The sequence below is a fragment of the Actinoallomurus acanthiterrae genome, assembly GCF_054775715.1.
This window is the reverse complement of sequence record NZ_BAAHCO010000001.1, coordinates 2,262,845-2,277,304: the sequence shown is the minus strand read 5'-3', so window position 1 is coordinate 2,277,304 and position 14,460 is coordinate 2,262,845. Positions and strand designations below refer to the sequence as shown.

Below are 14,460 nucleotides of genomic sequence, written 5' to 3'. Positions count from 1 at the left end.
TTCAATGCCTCCTTCCGGGGTGCTGCCCGCACATGGTCTACACACCACACCGTAATCTGCCCCTCGTGGATCATTCGACGGCGCTGTTGACCGATCGCTACGAACTCACCATGCTCCAGGGTGCCCTGACCGCCGGCACCGCGGACCGCCGAGCGATCTTCGAGGTCTTCGCCCGGCAGTTGCCGCCCGGCCGCCGCTACGGCGTCGTCGCCGGCACGGGACGGCTGCTCGAGGCACTGGAGTCGTACCGGTTCGGCGGACCCGAGCTGGAGTACCTCACCTCCCAGAACATCGTCGACGAGCCGACCGCCGCGTGGCTGGAGTCGTACCGGTTCTCCGGGAACATCTGGGGTTACGCGGAGGGCGACTGCTACTTCCCCGGCTCGCCGATCCTCGTCGTCGAGGGCAGCTTCGCCGAAGCGGTGATCCTCGAGACGCTCTCGCTGTCGATCCTCAACCATGACTGTGCGATCGCCTCCGCTGCCTCCCGAATGGTACGCGCCGCCGCCGACCGCCCGATCATCGAAATGGGATCCCGGCGCACGCACGAGATGGCCGGCGTGGCCGCCGCTCGCGCAGCCTACCTCGCCGGCTTTCGATCCACATCGAATCTCGAAGCAGGGCGCACCTACGGCGTACCCACCGCGGGCACGAGCGCGCACGCCTTCACTCTGCTGCACGACAGCGAACGCCACGCCTTCCAGGCGCAACTCGACGCGCTCGGCTCCGGAACGACCCTGCTCGTCGACACCTACGACGTGCCACGAGCGGTCGCGGTCGCCGTCGAGCTCGCCGGGCCGGAGCTCGGGGCCGTCCGCATCGACAGCGGCGACCTGAAGGAGATGGCCCGCGAGGTCCGCGAGCAGCTCGACGACCTCGGCGCGCCCAAGACCCGGATCATCGTCACGGGCGACCTCGACGAGTACTCGATCGCCGCCCTCGCCGCCTCCCCTGTCAACGGGTACGGCGTCGGCACCTCGCTGGTCACCGGCTCCGGCGCGCCGACCGCGTCGCTCGTCTACAAGCTGGTGGCCCGCGCCCAGACGGACGACGGGCCGCTGCGCCCGGTCGCCAAGTCCTCGGTCGGCAAGCCCAGCAAGGGCGGGCGCAAGTGGGCCGTCCGCCACCGCGACGAGAACGGCAGAGCCATCGCCGAGGTCGTCTCGACGAGCGAGCCGACCCCCGGCCCGTACGACCGGCCGCTGCTGACGCCCCTCGTCGTCGACGGCGAGATCGTCGCCCGCGAGCCCCTGAGTGAGGCCCGGGACCATCACGAACGCGCGCTGGCGGAGCTCCCGCCGTCCGCGTTCCAGCTCTCCCGCGGCGAGGTCGCCATCCCGACGACTTTCGTCAACGGCTCCTGACGTTCACGCCGTGCCGCCAGGAGGAACGAGATCCTGCCGGCGGCACACCGCAGGAGGCCCGGCCCATCAGGACGCGGCCCTCGCGTCAGGCCGGGACGGGGACCGGGTGCGGCCGGCGGCAGGGCTGGAAGCGGGCCAGGTACGCCATGGTCGGGCCGCGCCGTTTCTCCAGGTGGAGGCCTGACGCGTCGGCGAGGCGGTGGAGTCGGCCGAACGAAATCCAGTGGCGGTCGAAGAACTCCCCCACCACCAGCCGTCCCGTCGGTGCCAGCACTCGCGCGGCCTCCTGAAGGACCCGCTCCGGCTCGGGGATCTCGCCCAGCGCGGTGACGAGGTAGACGCCGTCGAAGGTCTCCTCGGCGAACGGCAGGGTCCGGGCGTCGGACTCCGTCGCGGTGATGTTCGTGATGCCGCGCTCCTCGGCGCGGCGGGTCACGTGGTCGAGCATCTCCGGCTGGATGTCGACGACGTCGAGCCGGCCCGCCGGGCCGAGCTGCGGTGCCACGTGCAGCGACTGCAGCCCGGTGCCGGGACCGATCTCGAGGATCCGTTCGCCGGGGCGGGGGCGGAGCACCTCATCGAGACCGGCGCAGGTCAGGTACGGCAGCGGAATGTCGAGCAGGCCCCGCTGCGCGTACGGATAGGGCGCCCGGTCGCCGAACCACCACGCTGCCGCCGCGGCGCCGCCGGCGGCGGCCAGTCCCCAGCGGGTACGGCGAGCGGTCAGTACGGTCATGTCTCCTCCGATGAGTCGTGGGTGAGGGGAAGCCGGAGCGTCAGATGCTCCGGGGAAGGATCGGCGCGCGATCCCGGCGCGGGAACGTCCTGATGGCCAGGACGGTGCAGGTGATCGCCAGGGGCAGCTCAGGGAACACCGCCATCGCCACGGACGTGGCTCGGTCGCCGCCCGGTGTGGCCGTGACCACGTCGAACCAGGCGTCCACGACCGGCAGCGGCGCGGTCGCGGCCGCCGCCAGGCAGCCGCGAGGGTCACGTCGTCTGAGAAGCACGCCTGTGGCGATCAGGCCGAGCGCCTCCAGGCCGTCGAACCCCGCCCAGGCCGTCGACCAGTGCGTGGCGACCGTGGTTGCCGGGAGCCCGAACGCGAGCACGAACAGCCACGGGAGCAGTGCCAGTCCGGCCCCGATCAGTACGAGCGCCGGCCAGCGCTTCTCCCGCCGCTGCAGACCCTGGGGGGCCGATGCCCGGGGCGGAAAAAGGGATGGGAGCGTCATGGAGGGCGGTCTCCTTTCGGCCGGATGGGGCCGGCACGCCTGTTCAGGGCAGGGCGGAACCCGCGACGGCGAAGAGGGGGATCCGACGGCGGAAAGCGCGGCGCCGGTCGCGCTGGGGGATCGGCATGCGCTGCGGGGTCGAAGCGGTGACGGTCGACTGTCACCCGCACTTCGCCGCACGCCGGAAAAGTGTTCGGTGCCCCGTCCCGTCGAGCGCGGGAGTCCAGCTCGCCGCGGGCGACCCCGGTGGACTTCCCACGCTCAACGAGAGGGCCGGTTACATGGTTGCGTTACTTGGGCAGGTCGTTGGTCCAGGTGGTGGCGATCTTCACTCCGCCGCCGTCGGTGTAGAACTGCCCTCCCAGGCCTTCGGCGAGGAAGTTCGTCTCGCGCACCTGGGAGGTCTTCGTGTCGACGACCATCCGGAGCCGGTCTCCGGGCAATACGGAGAACTGCAAGGCCTCGCCGTCGGCGACCTTGCCGACGACCTTCACGTTCGGGTACCCGGCGAACGCTCGGAAGGCTGCGGCACGGACCTTGGGCGGGGTCGGCAGCGTGCTGATCAGCGTGAACAGCGACTCGAAGACGGCTTGCCGCTGATCGTCCGCGGTGAGGCGGCCCCTGCTGGTCCTGATGCTGCTGTGCGCGGCCGAGTCGGCCAGCCACGCCTTCAGTCGATCCGCTTCGGTCGGCAGCTTCTGGATCTGCTGGAAGCTCACGAAGTCGGTGCCCAGTTCGAACGGCCGATCCTTCGGCCATCCCGGCAGGACGCCCTGATGAAAGACTTCGCCCTCGGTCTTGCCGTCCCGGCGCCACACCTGGCCGTCGCGGCGGGTCCACCGCTCCGCGATCCTCGGCTCGGCGTTCGCGCTGTCCCTCTCCTCCATCTTGGTGTACCAGTACGTGCCGGAGGTCGCCGGCGCCTTCTCCGCGGTGGTGGCGGCGGCGAGGAGGATCTGCCGGGCGGACAGCGTGGACTGCGCGGCCGTCGACGGCGGGCTGTTCGGGTGCGCGGTGTGCGTCGTTCCGGTCGTACTCACGAGGATCGCGGTCGCCGCCGTGGCCGCGGTCAGGCCGAGGCCGCCGGCCAGCCAGCCGATCCTGCGCTTGCGGACCGGGCCGCCGCGCATCGTGTTCTGCAGCCGGTGCCGGCTGCGGTCTGCGGCCTCCTGGGACGGCTCCGGGCTGCCGAGCGCCGTCGCGAGCATCGTCAGTTCATCCATTGATTGCCTCCTTGAGCTTCTTGCGGGCGCGGTTCAGCCGGGAGCCGACCGTGCCGCTGGAGATCCCGAGCGCCTGCGCGACCTCGTCGTAGCTGAGCTGGCTCAGGGCGACGAGCAGGACGACGTCGCGCTCGCCCGGCGACAGCCGGGTCAGTGCCCTGACCAGTTGCGGCTGCATGCGGGCGGCGGTCACCGACGCGACGACGCGGTTCTCGTGGCTGTCGGCGGCCGGCTCGGCCCCCGTACGGGAGAGGGCCTTGAAGTGCCGGGCCTCCTTACGCCGGTGCCGGGCCACGAGGTTGGTGGCGATGCCGAACAGCCAGGGCCGCAGCGCGCCGCGCCGCGGGTCGAACCGATGACGATCACGGAATGCCACGCAGAACGTCTCCGCGGCGATGTCCTCCGCCGTCTGCGCGTCCAGCCGCCCGGCCGCGTACCGGTAGATGTCGCGGAAGAACCGGTCGTGGACGGCGGTGAACACGTCCGGATCTCGGCGGAACCCGTCGGCGAGTTCGGCGTCGGTCTCTTGCTCGCCCACGTCGGCGGTCATGTCCCTGCCTCCGTCATACGGTGCCTCCCGGGTGGGGGGATCGACTGTCACCCATGCTTCGCCGGACGCCGAGATCGTCTTCCACGCCTTTCGCACACGAGTCCTGTTCGAAATCTCGAAGGTCGCCCGCTGATGTTTCCGGCCCTGGCGGGGTAACTTCCTGTCGTTGGAGATCTGGCGGGGAGGCTGTCGTGAGCACGGCGTTGATCATCATTGATGTGCAGAACGACTTCTGCGAGGGCGGGTCACTGCCCGTGAACGGTGGGGCGGCCGTGGCCACGGCGATCTCCACGTACATACAGGACAACCGCCGGGCGTACGACCATGTCGTGGCGACCCGGGACTTCCATCTCGAGCCGGGTGACCACTTCTCCGACGAGCCGGATTTCGTGAGCACCTGGCCGGCGCACTGCGTGATCGGGACTCCGGGGGCCGACTTCCACCCGAACCTCGAACTGGCGCCGATCGAGACGGTGTTCAGCAAGGGCGAACGCGAGGCCGCCTACAGCGGGTTCGAGGGCGCCTCCGACGACGGCACACCGCTGGCCGAGTGGCTGCGCAAGCACGAGGTCGACACGGTGGACATCGTCGGCATCGCCACCGACCACTGTGTGCGCGCCACCGCCGTCGACGCCGTACGGTCCGGGTTCACCACCCGGGTGCTGCTCGGCATGACGGCCGGGGTGGCGGAGCAGACCACGGAGCGGGCGCTGGAGGAGATGAGCGCCGCGGGCGTCCAGCTGTCCGGACAGCCGATCGTCCGGTGACCGCTCCCCAGAGCGATCGCCCCGAGGCCGCTCCCCAGAGCGATCGCCCCGAGGCCGCTCCCCAGGGCGATCGTCCCGTGACCGCTTCTCAGGGTGATCGTCCGGTGGCCGCTCCTCGGGGCCCGTACGCGCACGTTTCCTGATCTGTCGGTACGTTGCGGGGTATGCAGAACCCGATAGTCCTCGTCATGGGCGTCTCCGGCAGCGGGAAGACGACGATCGGCGCCATGCTGGCCGGCCGGCTCGGCTGGAAGTACGCCGAGGCCGACGACTTCCACCCGCCCGCGAACGTCGAGAAGATGCACAACGGCATCCCCTTGACGGACGAGGACCGCTGGCCGTGGCTGCGGGCCATCGCCGCGTGGATGCAGGAGCAGACGGACCCCGCCGTGGTGACCTGCTCGGCGCTGAAGCGCAGGTATCGCGAACTGCTGCGTGAGGGCCGCCCGGACCTCCACCTCGTCTACCTGGACGGCAGCAAGGAGCTGATCTCCGCGCGCCTCGCCGCGCGGCACGGGCACTTCTTCCCCAAGCAGCTGCTGGACAGCCAGTTCGCCGACCTCGAACCACCCCAGGCGGACGAGGACTCGCTGACCGTCTCGATCGACCAGCCGATCGAGAAGATCGTCGAAGAGATCCACGAACGGCTCGACCTCACGGCGGGCGCCGGTTCGGGAGAAAGGTGAAACCGCGTCATGGAGTGATGAGCGGAACCTTCGGAAAGTGGGTGGCGTAGCGTGCTTTGTCCCGAGTGAGCAGTCGGTAGCCGGCAACCGCGGCATGGGCACCGATGTAGAAGTCCGGCAACGGCGACTGCTTCGCACCACCGGCCCGGCGGTACCTCACAAAGGCCTTCCCGGCAAGGAAGCCCGCCTGATACGGAAGGGGCTCTCGGAAGTAGTCCTCCGCGGGAAGGAACGTGTCGACGTCCTCGACGGCGGAATATCCGAGCGACACCTCGGCGTAGATGATCGGGTTGATCGCCAACGGTCCTTCGTCGGCCGCCGCGACGAGCGCATGCGCCGACCATTCGGACCATGTCGGATCCTCCAGCGCCAAATCGAGAAGGACGCAGGAGTCGACGAGGGTGACCGGACGTGGCCGCGACCAGCCGACCAGCCCGCCGCGCTCACTCTCCACGCAGCAGCTCCATCAGCTGATCGGTCGTCATACCGTCGACCTCCCGGGCAGTGGCGCTACCGCGCAACCGGCGGACCATCCGCTGTGCTCGCGTCTCAGCCCCTTCTGCGCGGACGATCCGCAGGCTTCCGTGGTCCTCGATCACCGCGACCTCGTCGCCCTCATGGAGGTCGTACTTCTCCCGCAGCGGCGCGGGGATGGTGACCTGCCCCTTGCTGTTCAGCTTCACAGCTCCCCCTACTACGTATTACAACTACTACGTAATACTGCAGCACGTGCCCACCGTCCGTCCAGCGGAAGGCGCTGAGGGAATCGGCCGGGCAGGTCAGTCGCGGACGCGGGGCGTTGGGCGGGCGGCCCACTCCCGGATCTTGGCGATGCGGTTGCGGACGTCCTCGCTGCTGGCCTGTGCGCTGGGCGGGCCGCCGCAGACCTTGCGGAGCTCAGCGTGGATCACTCCGTGCGGCTGGCCGGTGCGGTGGTGCCAGGCGCCGACGAGGTTGTTGAGCTCCTTGCGGAGCGCGTGGAGGTCCTCGGCGGCGGTGTGATCCTCGGGCGTCACGCCCTCGCCCGTGCCCTTGGTCTTCCGCTGGGCGGCGAGCTGCTCGGCCTGCCGCTGCTTCAGCAGCTTGGCGACCTGGTCCGGGTCCAGCAGGCCGGGGATGCCGAGGAAGTCCTCCTCCTCGGGCGATCCGGGTGCGGCGGTCATGCCGAACTCGCCGCCGTCGAACACCACCCGGTCGAACGTCGCCGACGCCTCGACCGTCTCGAACGGCAGCTCCTCGCCGACGTCGGGGTTGTCGCGCTGCCGGTTGGCCTCGGCGATCAGGTCGTCGTCGAGGCCGTCCTCGCGGACCGGCCGGTCGAGGACGTGGTCGCGCTCGGTCTCCATCTCGGCCGCGTGCCCCATCAGCGTGGGCACGGACGGCAGGAACACCGACGCCGTCTCGCCGCGCTTACGGTTTCGGACGAAACGGCCGATCGCCTGCGCGAAGAACAGTGGTGTCGAGGTCGAGGTGGCGTAGACGCCGACGCAGAGGCGCGGGATGTCGACGCCCTCGGACACCATCCGCACCGCGACCATCCAGCGGTCCTCCGAGCCGGCGAACTGCTTGATCTTCTTGCTCGCCGTCGGGTCGTCGGACAGGACGACGGTCGCCTTGGTGTTGGTGATCTCGCGGATCATCTTGGCGTACGCCCGCGCGGCCTCGTGGTCCGACGCGATGATCAGGCCGCCGGCGTCGGGGACCCCCCGGCGCACCTCGGTGAGCCGCCGGTCGGCGGCGGCGATCACCTGTTTGATCCAGTCGCCCTTCGGGTCGAGCGCGGCGCGCCACGCCTGGGCGGTCTGGTCCTGGGTGAGCGGGTCGCTCAGGCTGGCGGTGATCTCGTCCCCGGCGCGCGTGCGCCAGCGCATGTCGCCGGCGTACGCCAGGAAGATCACCGGGCGGACGACCCCGTCGGCGAGCGCGGGGCCGTATCCGTAGGTGTAGTCGGCGCGGCTGCGGCGGACGCCGTCCGGGCCCTCCTCGTACAGCACGAAGGGGATCGGGTTGATGTCGGTGCGGAACGGCGTGCCGCTGAGCGACAGCCGCCGGGCGGCCGGCTCGAACGCCTCGCGGATGGCGTCGCCCCAGGAGCGGCCGTCGCCCGCGTGGTGGACCTCGTCGAGGATGACGAGGGTCTTCTGCGTCTCGGTGCGGTTGCGGTGCAGCGCGGGGTGCGCGGCGACCTGGGCGTACGTCACGGCGACGCCCTGGAAGTCCTTGGCCGTACGGCCCTGGGAGTTCTTGAACTCCGGGTCGATCTTGATGCCGACGCGGGCGGCCGAGTCGGCCCACTGCCGTTTCAGGTGCTCGGTCGGGCAGACGACGGTGATGCGGGCGATGGCCTTGCGGTGCAGAAGCTCGACGGCGAGGCGCAGGGCGAACGTCGTCTTACCGGCTCCGGGCGTCGCGACCGCCAGAAAGTCGCGCGGTCCGGTGCGGAAGTATTCCTCCAGGGCCCCCTGTTGCCAGGCACGCAGCGCTGTCGCGGTGCCCCACGGTGCCCGGTCGGGCAGCGCGGGTGGGGTGTCTGATGCGGCGAACGTGCTCACGGTGAAAAGAGGCTACCGCGCCCGACTGACAGGACGGGCCCCGCGTCGAGTGATGTCCGAGACCCTTGGAACCCTCGTTACCCCTGTCGCACCGCGCTGTCACCGGTATGTCGCCTGGCGGGCCGCCGAGGCGGGGACGCCGATCCGGTACACGGCCAGCATCGCGCGGATCCGCCGGCCCTGGCCGGGTGTGAACTCCCACATACAGCTGTCGAAGCCGTAGTCCATGATGTTGTGGATCGGGTCGGCGCCGGGGGCCGGGCAGGTGTCCTTGGACGCCGGGCAGCCGATGGTGGGCAGCGCCTCGTACGGCGTGTCGTCGACGCCGTCGCCCGGCGGCTGGCAGCCGTTCTCGAACGTGTGGAACAGCCCGAGCCAGTGACCGATCTCATGTACCGCGGTGAGCCCGCGGTTGAAGTGCGGGAACGACCCGCCGGGCAGGCTCCGGTAGTCGACCACGACGCCGCCGAGGCCCGGGCGGCCCCGAGCCCACTGCGGGAACGTCGAGAACCCGAGCATGTCGAAGCCGACCGCGGCGGTGTAGAGGTTCAGCGTGCCGGGCCCGCCCCGCGCGAGCGCCGCCTCGATCGGTATCCGGTAGTCGTGCGGCCGCTGGAACCACTGGACGTTGGTCGTCTCGTCCGCTCCGTCGAGCCGGAAGGACACCCCCGTGTCGGCGGCCTGAACCCTCCTGGCGGTGGACCGCGCCGCACCCGCCGGCCGACCGCCGTAGGCCGCGTTGAGGACGGCCACCTGCTGCTCCACGGCGGCGCGTGACAGCCGGCCGTTCTGGCCGTCGGTGAGCACGTGAAACCACAGTGGGACCACGATCCGCGGCGGAATCCGGTGAGCGGCCGCCAGCGCGCGCTCGTCGGTGGTGCCGTACCGCGCGTGGAGCCGGGCGGCGAAGTCGTGCAGCATCGCCCCGATCTGGTCCGGGGTCAGCGTGTCGCCGTCCGTGGGCCGCTCCGGCCGGGCCGTCGTCGTACGGCGGGCGCACGAGGACGCCGTCCCGTACGCCGGCCGCCGGGGCTCCCGGGTATGGCGGCGCACGACGCCAGGACGACGCCGAAGAGCCCGCTCAGACCTCTCCGTCTCATCATGATCCCCCCGAGACGGAGAGGCTAGCCTTCAGGCCGTCAGGCGACGCCCGACGCGCGGGTCCTTCACGCCGATTTGACGATCACTCTTCGCCGTCGCCGGCGGCCATCGACTCGTAGATCTCCTTGCACTCCGGACACACCGGATATTTCTTCGGATCGCGGTTGGGCACCCAGACCTTGCCGCAGAGCGCGATCACGGGAGTGCCGCTGACGGCACTCTCCATGATCTTCTCCTTCTGCACGTAGTGCGCGAACCGCTCGTGATCACCATCGCCGTGGGAGAGATCAGGCCTGGTGTCGCTCTCAGGAAGGATCTTCGTACTCACGTGCTCAGTTTAGTGACGGATCCTCGGGAAACGTCGCCACGAAGGCGAGTTCGCCGCCTTGACGGCGCAGAACGGCGGGCCACAGCCCGTCCGGGTCCTCGGCGAAGACGTCTCCGGACTCCGCCGGAAGGACGTACCAGGCGCCCTCCTCGATCTCTGACCGAAGCTGGCCGGTCCCCCAGCCGGCGTATCCGGCGAAGACCCGGAACCGGATGACCTCCGGCGCGAGGATCTCCGGCGGGATGTCCAGGTCGACGAGGCCGACTCTGGCCACCGCCGGGCTGCCGTTCAGCGCCCGCCAGCCGAGCGGCTCGTCGGTGCCCGGAACATGCGCCAGGGCGAGCGCGCTGTCGAGCGCCACCGGCCCGCCCTGGAACACCACCGAAGGCCCGGTGACCAGCTCCGACCAGGGCGGCAGTATCTGATCGACCGGCACCTCGGTCGGCCGGTTGAGCACGACACCGAGCGTGCCGCCCTCCTCCTCGTGCTCCACGATCAGCACCACGCTGCGCCGGAAGTTCGGGTCGACCAACTGCGGCGTCGCTACGAGCAGCCTGCCGGTGGAAATGCCGTCGTCCATGTCTTCATCATGCTTTGCTCGAGGGCGGAGGGAACACAGGACGGTCGGGTCGGTCGGTTACGCGCGCGAGGAGCGTGGGTAATCGGCAGAATACCGGCGTAGATCATCACCCCCCCGGAGGATGCGATGCCGTGGTCCAGGGTCGCGATAGCGGCCGCGTTCTTCATCGTCGGGGCGCTGATCGTCTTCCCGATGGTCGCGAACTCGTCGTCATCGCGAACGCTCGCCGGTGGCACCCCCTCGCCCAGCGTCTCCGCCAGCACGACGCCGCGTCCGACCAAGAGCTCCCGGCCGACGCACAAGGCCTCCCCCTCGCACACCTCCACCCGGCACTCGACCACCGAGCCGATGCCGACCGTCAGCGCGTCGGCGCCGCTCAAGGTGCAGATCAGCAAGGTCCGGTGCCCCGGCCGTACGGTCCTGGTGTCGGTCGTCAACGGCAGCGCGCAGGCCCAGGACTACGCCATCCTGACCGACGGATCGATCTCGGTGGCGGATCGCATCCCGGCGGGGGCGACCCGCAGGTCGAGCGTCAACGTCAAAGAGGACCACACGACGACCGTCGCCGTGACCTGGCGCAACCTGCCGGTCGACAGTGTCGACCGGCACGCGAACTGCGTCCACAAGACCTCGGACCAGACTCTGCCCCACACCGGCGCCGACAGCGGGATGATCGTCGCCCGGGTCGCGACCGGCATCGCCGCCATGCTCACCGGCATCATCATCTTCTGGTACGGCCGCCAGTGGCCGCGCCGCCGCGACAAGATGTTCGACGACACCCACTGACCCCCGTACGCGGGCGCATCGGCGCCTGCGTACGGCGCTCACGGAACGAGCGCCGTTCAACGCGTCGCCCCGCCGCCGACACCTGCTCGGCGGCGGGGGATGCCTCACTTGGTCGCGGTGGCGGCCTTCTGGACGGCGGCGGCGACGGCGTGGGCGACGTCCGGGTGGAAGACGCTCGGCACGATGTAGTTCGGGCCGAGCTCCCCGTCGGTGACCACGTCGGCGAGCGCCTGCGCGGCCGCGTGCAGCATCTCCAGCGTGACCGTACGGCTCTGGGCGTCCAGCAGCCCGCGGAAGACGCCGGGGAAGGCGAGCACGTTGTTGATCTGGTTGGGGTAGTCGCTGCGGCCGGTGGCGACCACGGCGGCGTGCTCGCGGGCCGCGGCCGGGTCGACCTCCGGGTCGGGGTTGGCCAGCGCGAAGACCACGGCGCCGTCGTTCATCGTGGCGATGTCGTCGCCGGTGAGGATGCCGGGGGCGGACACGCCGACGAAGACGTCGGCGCCGCGGACCGCTCCGCGCAGGTCACCGTCGTAGCCCTCGGGGTTGGTGTTCTCGGCGATCCAGCGCAGGGAGTCGTCGAGGTCGTCGCGGCCGGAGTGCACCGCGCCGTGCATGTCGCAGACGACGACGTGCTTGGCGCCGGCGTGCAGGAGCAGCTTGAGGACGGCGGTGCCGGCGGCGCCGGCCCCGGCCATGGCGATGCGCACGTCGGCGAGGTCCTTGCCGACGACGCGCAGGGCGTTGGTCAGCGCGGACAGCACGACGATCGCGGTGCCGTGCTGGTCGTCGTGGAAGACGGGGATGTCCAGCAGGTCGCGGAGCCGGCGCTCGACCTCGAAGCAGCGGGGCGCGGAGATGTCCTCGAGGTTGATGCCGCCGAACGCCGGCGCGAGGATCTGGACTGTACGGACGATCTCGTCCGTGTCCTGCGTGTCGAGGCAGATCGGCCACGCGTCGATGCCGGCGAACCGCTTGAACAGCGCCGCCTTGCCCTCCATGACCGGCAGTGCCGCCTCCGGCCCGATGTTGCCGAGGCCGAGCACCGCGGACCCGTCGGTGATCACCGCGACGCTGTTGCGCTTGACGGTCAGCCGCCGGACGTCCTCCGGGTTGCGGGCGATGGCCAGCGACACCCGCGCGACGCCGGGGGTGTAGGCCATCGACAGCTCGTCACGGTTGCGCAGCGGCACCTTCGACTGCATCTCGATCTTCCCGCCGAGGTGCATCAGGAAGGTGCGGTCGCTCACCTTGTGGATCGTGACTCCGTCGAGCTGCTCGAGGGCGTCGACGATCTCCTGGGCGTGCTCGGTGTCGCGGGTGGCGCAGGTGACGTCGATGCGGAGCCGGTCGTGACCGGCCGGGGTCAGGTCGAGCGCCGTGACGATGCCGCCGGCGCCCTCCACCGCTCCGGTGAGCTGGCTCACGGCCTTGCCCCCCGCGGGGACCTCGAGTCGGACGGTGATCGAATATGACACGCTCGGCACGGTGGCCACGTCAACTGCTCCTTCGTGAGGCGAGACTCCGCACGCCAATGGTGTCATCCCTGCGTGCGGAGGTGATGGTGAGGTCAGCTGATCGCGTGCGCCGCCGTCACCACGATGTCGGCGCAGGCCCCCGCGGCCAGCCGCGTACTGTCGATGACCAGATGATAAAGGCCGGGATCCGCCGGGTCTGCCCGGTAGAAGTGTTTGACGTACGCGGTGCGCGCCCGGTCGTTGTCGTCCAGGAGGCGCTCGGCCTCCTCGGCGGAGACCTCCATCGACTCCTCGATGCGGGCGATCCGCCGCTCGCGGGGGCCGTCGAGCCGGACGTGCAGCGTCGCGGGCCGCCCGGCGAGCACCTTCTGCGCGGCGCGTCCGAGGATCACCGCTCCCTCACCCCGGTCGGCGATCTCCTTGATCACCTGCTCGGTGCGTGTGACGAACTCCTCTTCGGGGACCACGCCGCGCTGCGGCAGGTAGACGTCCATGCCGCCGAGCGTGACGTTCGGCAGGCGAGCGGCGTTGGCCAGGATGCGGCCGAGGCCGTGCTCGGCGCGGTCGTCGTGGACGAGCGCCTCTTCCAGTGAGCAGCCGATGTCGGCGGCCACGGTGTAGGGGATGGCCCGGTCGACGAACGGCACGCCGAGGCGCTCGGCGACGGCGGGACCGATGACGCTGCCACCGGCCCCGAACGCCGCGGAGATCGTGACGACTACGGCCATCACACGCTCATCTCATGACACTAGAACAGCGCCGAGGCGAGCTTTCGCCGGGCGTGGCCCACGCGCGGGTCGTCTGGCGGAAGCACCTCGAACAGCGCGACCAGGTGCTTGCGGGCGGTGTCCCGCTCGTCCCCGGAGGTGCGGCGCACGGTGCCGATGAGCCGGTCGAAGGCCTCCTCGACCCGTCCTTCGACCAGCTCCAGGTCCGCGGCCTTGACCTGGACGGCCGCGTCCCCGGGGCGCTCGGCGGCGTCCCTGCGCACGGCGGCCGGGTCGTAGGACTGCGCACGGCGCTGGAGCTCGACGAGGGCCAGGCCGCTCTTGGCGAACGGGTCGTTCGGGCTGGTCTCCAGGATCCGGCCGAAGGCCGCGCCGGCCGCGTCGAGGTCGCCCCGCTGGAGCGCGGCCTCCGCCTCGATCTCCAGCGGATCGGCAGCCGGCTGCTCGGCGACCTCGGGCCCGGCGCCCTCGGGCAGCAGGCCCTGCTGGCGGAGCGCGTCGAAGAGCTGGTCCAGCACCTGGCGCACCTGCGACTCGGGCGCGGCGCCGTTGAGGACGGGGAGCATCTGGCCCGCGACCACGGCGGCCACGAACGGGATGCCCTGGACGCCCATCCGGGAGAGCTGCTGGGCCAGGGCGGGGTTCGCATCGATGTCGACCTTGGCGAGCACCCAGCTGCCGGCCGCCTCGGCCGCGAGCTTCTCCAGGATCGGGCCGAGCTGCTTGCACGGCTGGCACCAGTCGGCCCAGAAGTCGATGAGCACCGGCACGCTGCGGGACCGCTCGACGACCTCGGTGTTGAACGTCGCGTCGGTCACGTCGATGACGTGAGGAGAGCCTCCCGAGTCCCCCGAGGGACCCGAGTCACCCGAGGCGGCGCGCTGCTGCTGTTTCTGCGCCGCGGCACGTCGCGCACCGAGGTCGATCGCACCGTGCAACGAGAAGTCCGATGACGTCATGAGTCCATCCTGCCGCATGCGCCGCCGAACGAATACGCGCGCCCGCCAGGTGATCGATCCAGCCCGCTCCACGGGCGCGCGAATGAGGCGCGACCGCGGAGAATCTCCCACGTCACCGGGGAT

The 14,460-nt window shown here is 70.6% G+C and carries 17 protein-coding genes; 4 read left to right on the top strand and 13 right to left on the bottom strand.

Going from position 1 to position 14,460, the window contains the following annotated elements:
- Positions 1-32: 32 nt before the first annotated feature.
- Positions 33-1,364 (top strand): nicotinate phosphoribosyltransferase, encoded by a 1,332-nt coding sequence (locus tag ACYVF7_RS11195; protein WP_460338584.1) that lies wholly within the window; start codon positions 33-35, stop codon positions 1,362-1,364.
- An 85-nt stretch (positions 1,365-1,449) separates the two neighbouring features.
- Here ACYVF7_RS11195 and ACYVF7_RS11190 read toward each other — a convergent pair whose 3' ends face one another.
- From ACYVF7_RS11190 to ACYVF7_RS11175, 4 genes are all read right to left on the bottom strand, one after another.
- The gene (locus ACYVF7_RS11190) at positions 1,450-2,100 is read right to left on the bottom strand and encodes a class I SAM-dependent methyltransferase (protein WP_460338582.1); all 651 of its coding nucleotides are present in this window, start codon (positions 2,098-2,100) and stop codon (positions 1,450-1,452) included.
- A gap of 40 nt (positions 2,101-2,140) precedes the next feature.
- Entirely contained in the window at positions 2,141-2,599 is a 459-nt protein-coding gene (locus tag ACYVF7_RS11185; protein ID WP_460338580.1) for a hypothetical protein, read from the bottom strand.
- Positions 2,600-2,889: 290 nt separating this feature from the next.
- Positions 2,890-3,822 carry a CU044_5270 family protein gene (locus ACYVF7_RS11180; RefSeq protein ID WP_460338578.1) on the bottom strand — a complete coding sequence of 311 codons (933 nt, stop codon included), beginning with the start codon at positions 3,820-3,822 and terminating at the stop codon, positions 2,890-2,892.
- Positions 3,815-4,372 (bottom strand): RNA polymerase sigma factor, encoded by a 558-nt coding sequence (locus ACYVF7_RS11175; protein WP_460338576.1) that lies wholly within the window; start codon positions 4,370-4,372, stop codon positions 3,815-3,817. The genes ACYVF7_RS11180 and ACYVF7_RS11175 overlap by 8 nt, the downstream gene beginning before the upstream one ends.
- A 191-nt stretch (positions 4,373-4,563) precedes the next feature.
- Here ACYVF7_RS11175 and ACYVF7_RS11170 point away from each other — a divergent pair, with 191 nt between their 5' ends.
- A complete protein-coding gene (locus ACYVF7_RS11170; protein WP_460338574.1) occupies positions 4,564-5,139 on the top strand; it encodes a nicotinamidase in 576 nt (191 codons plus the stop codon).
- Positions 5,140-5,303: 164 nt separating this feature from the next.
- Positions 5,304-5,825, top strand: a complete 522-nt coding sequence (locus tag ACYVF7_RS11165) for a gluconokinase (RefSeq protein WP_460338573.1) — start codon at positions 5,304-5,306, stop codon at positions 5,823-5,825.
- Positions 5,826-5,832: 7 nt separating this feature from the next.
- Here ACYVF7_RS11165 and ACYVF7_RS11160 read toward each other — a convergent pair whose 3' ends face one another.
- From ACYVF7_RS11160 to ACYVF7_RS11135, 6 genes are all read right to left on the bottom strand, one after another.
- Complete coding sequence (locus ACYVF7_RS11160) at positions 5,833-6,279, bottom strand: type II toxin-antitoxin system VapC family toxin (protein WP_460338571.1); 447 nt, start codon at positions 6,277-6,279, stop codon at positions 5,833-5,835.
- On the bottom strand, positions 6,269-6,508 hold the full coding sequence (locus ACYVF7_RS11155) for an AbrB/MazE/SpoVT family DNA-binding domain-containing protein (protein WP_460338569.1): 240 nt from the start codon (positions 6,506-6,508) through the stop codon (positions 6,269-6,271). Before ACYVF7_RS11155 ends, ACYVF7_RS11160 begins: the two co-directional genes overlap by 11 nt.
- 96 nt (positions 6,509-6,604) lie before the next feature.
- The gene (locus tag ACYVF7_RS11150; protein ID WP_460338567.1) at positions 6,605-8,377 is read right to left on the bottom strand and encodes a DEAD/DEAH box helicase; all 1,773 of its coding nucleotides are present in this window, start codon (positions 8,375-8,377) and stop codon (positions 6,605-6,607) included.
- A 99-nt stretch (positions 8,378-8,476) separates the two neighbouring features.
- Positions 8,477-9,430, bottom strand: coding sequence for a zinc metalloprotease (locus tag ACYVF7_RS11145; RefSeq protein ID WP_460338565.1), 954 nt, complete (start codon positions 9,428-9,430; stop codon positions 8,477-8,479).
- A 130-nt stretch (positions 9,431-9,560) separates the two neighbouring features.
- The gene (locus tag ACYVF7_RS11140; RefSeq protein ID WP_460338563.1) at positions 9,561-9,806 is read right to left on the bottom strand and encodes a DUF3039 domain-containing protein; all 246 of its coding nucleotides are present in this window, start codon (positions 9,804-9,806) and stop codon (positions 9,561-9,563) included.
- A gap of 4 nt (positions 9,807-9,810) precedes the next feature.
- Positions 9,811-10,386, bottom strand: coding sequence for a YqgE/AlgH family protein (locus tag ACYVF7_RS11135; RefSeq protein ID WP_460338561.1), 576 nt, complete (start codon positions 10,384-10,386; stop codon positions 9,811-9,813).
- A gap of 126 nt (positions 10,387-10,512) precedes the next feature.
- On the opposite strand from ACYVF7_RS11135, the gene ACYVF7_RS11130 reads away from it, so the two are divergent.
- Positions 10,513-11,172, top strand: coding sequence for a hypothetical protein (locus ACYVF7_RS11130; RefSeq protein WP_460338559.1), 660 nt, complete (start codon positions 10,513-10,515; stop codon positions 11,170-11,172).
- Between the two features lie 104 nt (positions 11,173-11,276).
- Here ACYVF7_RS11130 and ACYVF7_RS11125 read toward each other — a convergent pair whose 3' ends face one another.
- From ACYVF7_RS11125 to ACYVF7_RS11115, 3 genes are all read right to left on the bottom strand, one after another.
- Complete coding sequence (locus ACYVF7_RS11125; protein WP_460338557.1) at positions 11,277-12,668, bottom strand: malic enzyme-like NAD(P)-binding protein; 1,392 nt, start codon at positions 12,666-12,668, stop codon at positions 11,277-11,279.
- 74 nt (positions 12,669-12,742) lie between these two features.
- Entirely contained in the window at positions 12,743-13,378 is a 636-nt protein-coding gene (locus ACYVF7_RS11120; RefSeq protein WP_460338555.1) for a cytidylate kinase-like family protein, read from the bottom strand.
- A 20-nt stretch (positions 13,379-13,398) separates the two neighbouring features.
- Positions 13,399-14,337 (bottom strand): tetratricopeptide repeat protein, encoded by a 939-nt coding sequence (locus tag ACYVF7_RS11115; protein WP_460338553.1) that lies wholly within the window; start codon positions 14,335-14,337, stop codon positions 13,399-13,401.
- Positions 14,338-14,460 lie beyond the last annotated feature (123 nt).

Coding starts and splice junctions, on each gene's coding strand:
- ACYVF7_RS11195 (WP_460338584.1), top strand. CDS start 33: ATGGTCTACACACCACACCGTAATCTGCCCCTCGTGGATCATTCGACG.
- ACYVF7_RS11190 (WP_460338582.1), bottom strand. CDS start 2,100: ATGACCGTACTGACCGCTCGCCGTACCCGCTGGGGACTGGCCGCCGCC.
- ACYVF7_RS11185 (WP_460338580.1), bottom strand. CDS start 2,599: ATGACGCTCCCATCCCTTTTTCCGCCCCGGGCATCGGCCCCCCAGGGT.
- ACYVF7_RS11180 (WP_460338578.1), bottom strand. CDS start 3,822: ATGGATGAACTGACGATGCTCGCGACGGCGCTCGGCAGCCCGGAGCCG.
- ACYVF7_RS11175 (WP_460338576.1), bottom strand. CDS start 4,372: ATGACCGCCGACGTGGGCGAGCAAGAGACCGACGCCGAACTCGCCGAC.
- ACYVF7_RS11165 (WP_460338573.1), top strand. CDS start 5,304: ATGCAGAACCCGATAGTCCTCGTCATGGGCGTCTCCGGCAGCGGGAAG.
- ACYVF7_RS11135 (WP_460338561.1), bottom strand. CDS start 10,386: ATGGACGACGGCATTTCCACCGGCAGGCTGCTCGTAGCGACGCCGCAG.
- ACYVF7_RS11130 (WP_460338559.1), top strand. CDS start 10,513: ATGCCGTGGTCCAGGGTCGCGATAGCGGCCGCGTTCTTCATCGTCGGG.
- ACYVF7_RS11120 (WP_460338555.1), bottom strand. CDS start 13,378: ATGGCCGTAGTCGTCACGATCTCCGCGGCGTTCGGGGCCGGTGGCAGC.
- ACYVF7_RS11115 (WP_460338553.1), bottom strand. CDS start 14,337: ATGACGTCATCGGACTTCTCGTTGCACGGTGCGATCGACCTCGGTGCG.